5 protein-coding genes are annotated in these 6,104 nt (G+C 69.6%); 4 read left to right on the top strand and 1 reads right to left on the bottom strand.

The genetic code is table 11. From position 1 onward, the window contains the following. On the bottom strand, nt 1-962 hold a 962-nt coding region (locus KGQ19_RS46850; RefSeq protein ID WP_212021811.1), incomplete at its 3' end, for a protein kinase domain-containing protein. Nucleotides 963-1,295: 333 nt separating this feature from the next. Between KGQ19_RS46850 and sdhC the strand changes: the two genes are divergently transcribed. From sdhC to KGQ19_RS46830, 4 genes are all read left to right on the top strand, one after another. Continuing rightward, nucleotides 1,296-2,120: a succinate dehydrogenase subunit SdhC gene (sdhC, locus tag KGQ19_RS46845; protein ID WP_212021810.1), complete on the top strand. Its 825-nt coding sequence runs from the start codon at nt 1,296-1,298 to the stop codon at nt 2,118-2,120. 17 nt (nt 2,121-2,137) lie between these two features. Beyond that, nucleotides 2,138-4,375: a fumarate reductase/succinate dehydrogenase flavoprotein subunit gene (locus tag KGQ19_RS46840; protein WP_230420510.1), complete on the top strand. Its 2,238-nt coding sequence runs from the start codon at nt 2,138-2,140 to the stop codon at nt 4,373-4,375. Between the two features lie 2 nt (nt 4,376-4,377). Next, nucleotides 4,378-5,139: a succinate dehydrogenase/fumarate reductase iron-sulfur subunit gene (locus KGQ19_RS46835; RefSeq protein WP_212021812.1), complete on the top strand. Its 762-nt coding sequence runs from the start codon at nt 4,378-4,380 to the stop codon at nt 5,137-5,139. A gap of 102 nt (nt 5,140-5,241) precedes the next feature. Further along, a complete protein-coding gene (locus KGQ19_RS46830; protein ID WP_212021809.1) occupies nt 5,242-6,069 on the top strand; it encodes an arylamine N-acetyltransferase family protein in 828 nt (275 codons plus the stop codon). The last annotated feature ends 35 nt before the right edge of the window (nt 6,070-6,104 follow it).

Raw genomic sequence — 6,104 nt, 5'->3', positions numbered from 1 at the left:
CCCCCGACCGCAGTGGCCCCCACAGTGATCCCCACCGCCGTGACCGCGGCGCCGCCGCCCAACGCCTCGGCAGCCGCCCGCACATCCGCGGCCACCTCCGGCGGCAGCCACCTGCTCCCCAGCGGGATCGGCGCGCGCCGTTGCACGTACTCCAGCACCTGCTGCGGCTGCGCGCGGCTGTTCGGGTCCTTCTGGAAGCAGCCGCGGATCAGCTCCGACAGCGCCGCGGGCAGCTTCCCGAGCACCGGCGAGGACTTCGCGACCCGCAGCTTCACCTCGTCGGCCGTCCCCTCCCCGAACGGCGCGCGGCCCATCGTGGCGAAGAACAGCGTCGAGCCCAGCGCGAACATGTCCGCGGCCGGCGTCACCGCCCGTGCCTTCGTCTGCTCCGGCGATTGGAAGCCGGCCGAGGTCGGCGTCCGGCGCCGCGCCTGTTCCGGTGCGAGGAAACCGGCGACGCCGATTTCCGCCACGCCGTCGAAGGCGCCGGCCAACGCGTAGTCCACGACGCACGGCCCCTCGGCCGTCAGCAGCACCGTCCCCGGCCGCAGATCCCCGTGCATCACCCCGGCGGTGTGGACGGCCGCCAGCGCCTCGGCGATCCCGGCGGCCAGCGTCAGCAGCGCCGGCTCGGGCAGCGGGCCGTGGTCGGCGACCGCCTGCGCCAGCGTCACGCCGCCGACGAACCCCGCGGCCAGCCACGGCGTCGCCGCCTCCAGGTCCGCGCCCAGCACCGGCGCGGCGTGCGGGCTCGACACCGTACGGGCCGCCGCGATGTCGGCGGCCAGCCGGGCCTTCACGCTCTCGTCAGCCAGCAGCTCCGGCCGCAGCGCGCGCACCGCGGCGACGCGGCCGTCGTCCGAACGCCCCGCGTAGAGCACGCCCAGCGCCCCCACGCCGAGCCGCCCCATCGTCGCGTAGGGGCCGACCCGTCCCGGGTCCCCCTCGGTCAACGGCCCCATGACCATTCCGACCACCCTCGACCACCCCTTGATCGCGGCTGCATCACGCGAGCCGTCTCCCGTGTCCCCGTGCACCATCGGCGCTTCGTGCTTTGTCGTCGTGCTGCTGGAGCATGATGCCAAACCCTTGAGGGCTGCCCCGCCGTCCGGGCCCTGTTCCCCCGTCGATAGGATGTGACGTAGATCACGTTTCCACTACTCCGGGTGACGCGTTCTATGGAATCTGACGCGATGTCCATTAGAGTTCGCGCAGCTCCTCAGAGCCCTGCAAAGCAGAACAGCCCGTAAGACACCACAGTGTAAGAACATTGCCCGTCTGGGAGACACAAGTCGATGGCGACTGACACCATCGCGCCCGGCCCCGAGGCACCCGCCCCGCTGAGCCCGGCGCGCGCACAGATCGAACAGAAGACGCTGCGCACAGACAGGTGGTGGCTCAGTCCGCTCCTGACGATGCTCGTGCTAGTCGCCTTCATCTTCTACGCGACGTTCCGCGCGTTCCAGAACGCTGACTACTACACCGGCAACCTGATCTCACCGTTCTACAGTCCGTGCATCGCGACCAAGTGCGTGCCGGGCTCGTCCCTGGGCGGCTTCAAGCCGTTCGGCGACTGGTGGTCGATCTCGCCGGCGCTGCTCATCCTGATCTTCCCGCTGGGGTTCCGGATGACCTGCTACTACTACCGCAAGGCCTACTACCGGGCCTTCTGGCAGTCGCCGCCGGCCTGCGCGGTCTCCGAGCCGCACGGCAAGTACACCGGCGAGCGCCGCTTCCCGCTCATCCTGAACAACTCCCACCGGTACTTCTTCTACGCGGGCCTGGTCTTCAACGTCATCCTCACCTGGGACGCGATCCTGGCCTTCCGCAACGTGGACGGCGCCTGGGGCCACATGAGCCTGGGCACGCTGGTGCTCCTGGCGAACGCCGCCCTGCTGTGGCTGTACTCCGCCTCGTGCCACTCCTGCCGGCACATCATGGGCGGCAAGCTCAAGCACTTCTCCAAGCACCCCCTGCGCTACAAGGGGTGGACTCTGGTGTCGAAGCTGAACCACAAGCACATGCTCTTCGCGTGGGTGTCGCTGTTCGGCGTGGCGCTGACGGACGCATATGTCGCCCTGGTGGCCAACGGCACGTTCAGCAACCCGACGTTCTTCTAAAGGACCAGTGCGCACTCATGACTGACAACACCGAGAACACCGAGAACGCGGTGGGCACGAAGAGCACGGAGCCCCTCGAGCGCCACTCCTACGACGTGGTGGTGATCGGGGCCGGCGGCGCCGGACTGCGCGCCGCGATCGAGGCCCGGCACTCCGGCAAGCGGGTCGCCGTCATCAGCAAGTCGCTGTTCGGCAAGGCGCACACCGTGATGGCCGAGGGCGGCGCCGCGGCCGCCATGGGCAACGTGAACCCGAAGGACAACTGGCAGGTCCACTTCCGCGACACGATGCGCGGCGGCAAGTTCCTGAACCACTTCCGGATGGCCGAGCTGCACGCCAAGGAGGCCCCGGACCGCATCTGGGAGCTGGAGGCCTGGGGCGCGCTGTTCGACCGCACCAAGGAAGGCAAGATCAGCCAGCGCAACTTCGGCGGGCACGAGTACCCGCGGCTGGCGCACGTCGGCGACCGCACCGGCCTGGAGCTGATCCGTACCCTGCAACAGCGCGTGGTGGCGCTCCAGCAGGAGGACAAGGCGGCGACCGGCGACTACGAGGCCAACCTCCGCGTCTTCGCCGAGACCACGATCGTCCGGCTGCTGAAGGACGCCTCGGGCCGGATCGCCGGCGCCGTCGGCTACTACCGCGAGACCGGCCAGTTCGTGCTCTTCGAGGCGCCGGCGGTGATCATGGCCACCGGCGGCATCGGCCGCAGCTACACCGTCACCTCCAACAGCTGGGAGTACACCGGCGACGGCCACGCGCTGGCCCTGCTCGCCGGCGCCGCGCTGGTGAACATGGAGTTCGTCCAGTTCCACCCGACCGGCATGGTCTGGCCGCCCTCGGTGAAGGGCATCCTGGTCACCGAGTCGGTCCGCGGCGACGGCGGCGTGCTCCGCAACAGCGAGGGCAAGCGGTTCATGTTCGACTACGTGCCGGACGTGTTCCGCAAGCAGTACGCGGAGACCGAGGAAGAGGCCGACCGCTGGTACGACGACCAGGAGAACAACCGGCGTCCCCCGGAACTGCTGCCCCGCGACGAGGTGGCGCGCTCGATCAACTCCGAGGTGAAGGCCGGCCGCGGCACCCCGAACGGCGGTGTGTTCCTGGACGTCTCCACGCGTCTTCCGGCCGAGGAGATCCGCCGCCGGCTGCCGTCGATGTACCACCAGTTCAAGGAGCTGGCCGACGTCGACATCACGGCGCAGCCGATGGAGGTCGGCCCGACGTGCCACTACGTCATGGGCGGCATCGAGGTCGACCCGGACACCCAGGGCACAGTCGTCCCGGGCCTGTACGCGGCCGGCGAGTGCTCCGGCGGCATGCACGGCTCCAACCGGCTCGGCGGCAACTCGCTGTCCGACCTGCTGGTCTTCGGCCGCCGCGCGGGCCTGCACGCCGCGGAGTACATCGACGGACTCGGCGCGGCGGGCAAGCCGGCCGTGGTCGACGCCGACGTGGACGCCGCGCTGGAGGAGGCCCTGGCCCCGCTGGCCAACCCGGACGGCGAGAACCCGTACACCCTGCACCACGACCTCCAGGTGACGATGAACACCCTGGTCGGCATCATCCGCAAGCCCGAAGAGGTGAGCGACGCGCTGACCAAGCTGGAGGAGTTCAAGCCCCGGCGCACCAAGGTCGGCGCGGCCGGCGGCCGCCGCTTCAACCCCGGCTGGCACGTCGCGCTGGACCTGCGCAACATGCTGATCGTCAGCGAGTGCGTGGCCAAGGCGGCGCTGGAGCGCGAGGAGTCGCGCGGCGGGCACACCCGCGACGACCACCCGGCGATGTCCTCGAAGTGGCGGCAGATCAACCTGATCTGCTCGCTGAAGGCGGACGGGAGCGGGATCGACCTCAAGCACCAGCCGATCCCGACGATCCGTCCGGACCTGCTCGGGCTGTTCGAGGTGTCCGAGCTGCGGAAGTACTTCACGGAAGAGGAGCTGACGGTGCTCGGGGACTCGGCTCAGGCCGAGGCGGAGCCCGTGGCCGAGGCCAAGCCGGCCGCCGAGGCGGAGGCCGAGACCGAGACCAAGCCGGAGGCCGAGTCCGCGCCCGAGGCCAAGCCGGAAGCCAAGCCGGAAGCCAAGACCGAGCCCGCCCCGATCCCCGGCCAGAGCAACGGCGAGAAGGCGGCTGACAAGGTGGCCGAGGAGTCCACCGAGAAGTCCGCCACCGCCGAGGCCGAGGAGCAAACCGCCGAGGCCGAGGCCGAAGCCCAAACCGAGGACGCCGAAACCGCCGCCGAGGAGAAGTGACGATGGGCTACAAGGGCAAATTCAAAGTCTGGCGCGGCGACGCCTCCGGCGGCGACCTGAAGGACTTCGAAGTCGAGATCAACGAGGGCGAGGTCGTCCTCGACATCATCCACCGCCTGCAGGCCACGCAGGCCCCGGACATGGCCTGCCGCTGGAACTGCAAGGCCGGCAAGTGCGGCTCGTGCTCGGCGGAGATCAACGGCAAGCCCCGCCTGATGTGCATGACCCGCATGTCCACCTTCGAGCAGGACGAGACCGTCACCGTCACCCCGCTGCGCACCTTCCCGGTGATCAAGGACCTGGTGACCGACGTCGGCTTCAACTACGCCAAGGCCCGCGAGGTGAAGTCCTTCACCCCGCCCAAGGACTTGAAGCCCGGCGAGTACCGCATGCAGCAGATCGACGTGGAGCGCTCGCAGGAGTTCCGCAAGTGCATCGAGTGCTACCTGTGCCAGAACACCTGCCACGCGGTCCGCGACCACGAGGAGAACAAGGACAACTTCTCCGGCCCGCGCTACCTGATGCGCGTCGCGGAGCTGGACATGCACCCCCTGGACACCGCCGACCGCAAGAACTCGGCCCAGGAGGAGCACGGCCTCGGCTTCTGCAACATCACGAAGTGCTGCACCGAGGTCTGCCCCGAGCACATCCGCATCACCGACAACGCGCTGATCCCGATGAAGGAGCGCGTGGTCGACCGCAAGTACGACCCGCTGGTGTGGCTGGGCAACAAGATCCGGCGCCGGACGTCCTCGGACGCGTGAGGGAACACTGACGCTGAGCGCTGAGCGCTCACCGCGCCTGGGGCCGTGGTCTTAGGACCACGGCCCCAGGCGTTTCCGGCCCGGATCTGCGATAAAGGATCTATGGCCCCTACGCACGCCTTGAACCACGAGCAGGTCGCCGCCTACCTGGAACGCATCGGCATCGCCGGTCCGTCGGCCGCGCCCGACACCGCCACGCTCCGCCGCCTGCACACCGCGCACCTGCACACCGTCCCCTTCGAGAACCTGAGCATCCACCTCGGCGAGCCGGTCGTCCTCGACGGCACGGCCCTGTTCGAGAAGCTCGTCGAGCGACGCCGAGGCGGCTTCTGCTACGAACTCAACGGCCTGTTCGCCCTCCTCCTCGAAGCGCTCGGCTACCGCGTGCACCGCCTGTCGGCCCGCACCTTCAGCACCGCCCACGGCTACAGCCCGCCCCTGGACCACCTGGCACTCCAGGTCACCGACGACACCGGCACCACCTGGCTGGCCGACGTCGGCTTCGGCCGCCACACCGAGTTCCCCCTCCGCTTCGACGACCGCACGGACCAAAAGGACCCCGGCAGCCTGTTCCGCATCGCGGAGAACGACGACGCCGAGTTCACCGTCCTGCGCGACGGCGAGGCGCAGTACCGCGTGGACCCCAAGCCGCTGGCGCTGACGGACTTCACGCAGGCGTGCTGGTGGCAGTGCACGTCGCCGGAGTCGCACTTCACGCAGAGCGTCGTGTGCTCTCGCCTCACCGGCGACGACGACGACAGCGGCGGCGGCCGGCTCACGCTGACCGGCGACCAGCTGATCGCGACCGACGGCGCCGGACAACGGCAGGTCGAGGACGTCACGTCAGACGAGCAGCTGCTGCGCCTGCTCCGCGACCGGTTCGGGATCGAGCTGGCCAAGGCCCCGCGACTGCCCATCGGCCGCTCCTGATCCCCGGCCCGGGCCCCTTTCCGGCTCCTGACGCC

This window comes from Catenulispora pinistramenti (assembly GCF_018274385.1).
In the GTDB taxonomy this organism is placed as follows: domain Bacteria; phylum Actinomycetota; class Actinomycetes; order Streptomycetales; family Catenulisporaceae; genus Catenulispora; species Catenulispora pinistramenti.
The sequence above is the reverse complement of the archived record's forward strand: the minus strand, read 5'-3'. Positions and strand labels throughout refer to the sequence as shown.

Excerpts from the sequence above, each read along its gene's own strand:
- KGQ19_RS46830 (WP_212021809.1), top strand. The coding sequence starts at position 5,242 with ATGGCCCCTACGCACGCCTTGAACCACGAGCAGGTCGCCGCCTACCTG.
- KGQ19_RS46840 (WP_230420510.1), top strand. The coding sequence starts at position 2,138 with ATGACTGACAACACCGAGAACACCGAGAACGCGGTGGGCACGAAGAGC.
- sdhC (WP_212021810.1), top strand. The coding sequence starts at position 1,296 with ATGGCGACTGACACCATCGCGCCCGGCCCCGAGGCACCCGCCCCGCTG.
- KGQ19_RS46835 (WP_212021812.1), top strand. The coding sequence starts at position 4,378 with ATGGGCTACAAGGGCAAATTCAAAGTCTGGCGCGGCGACGCCTCCGGC.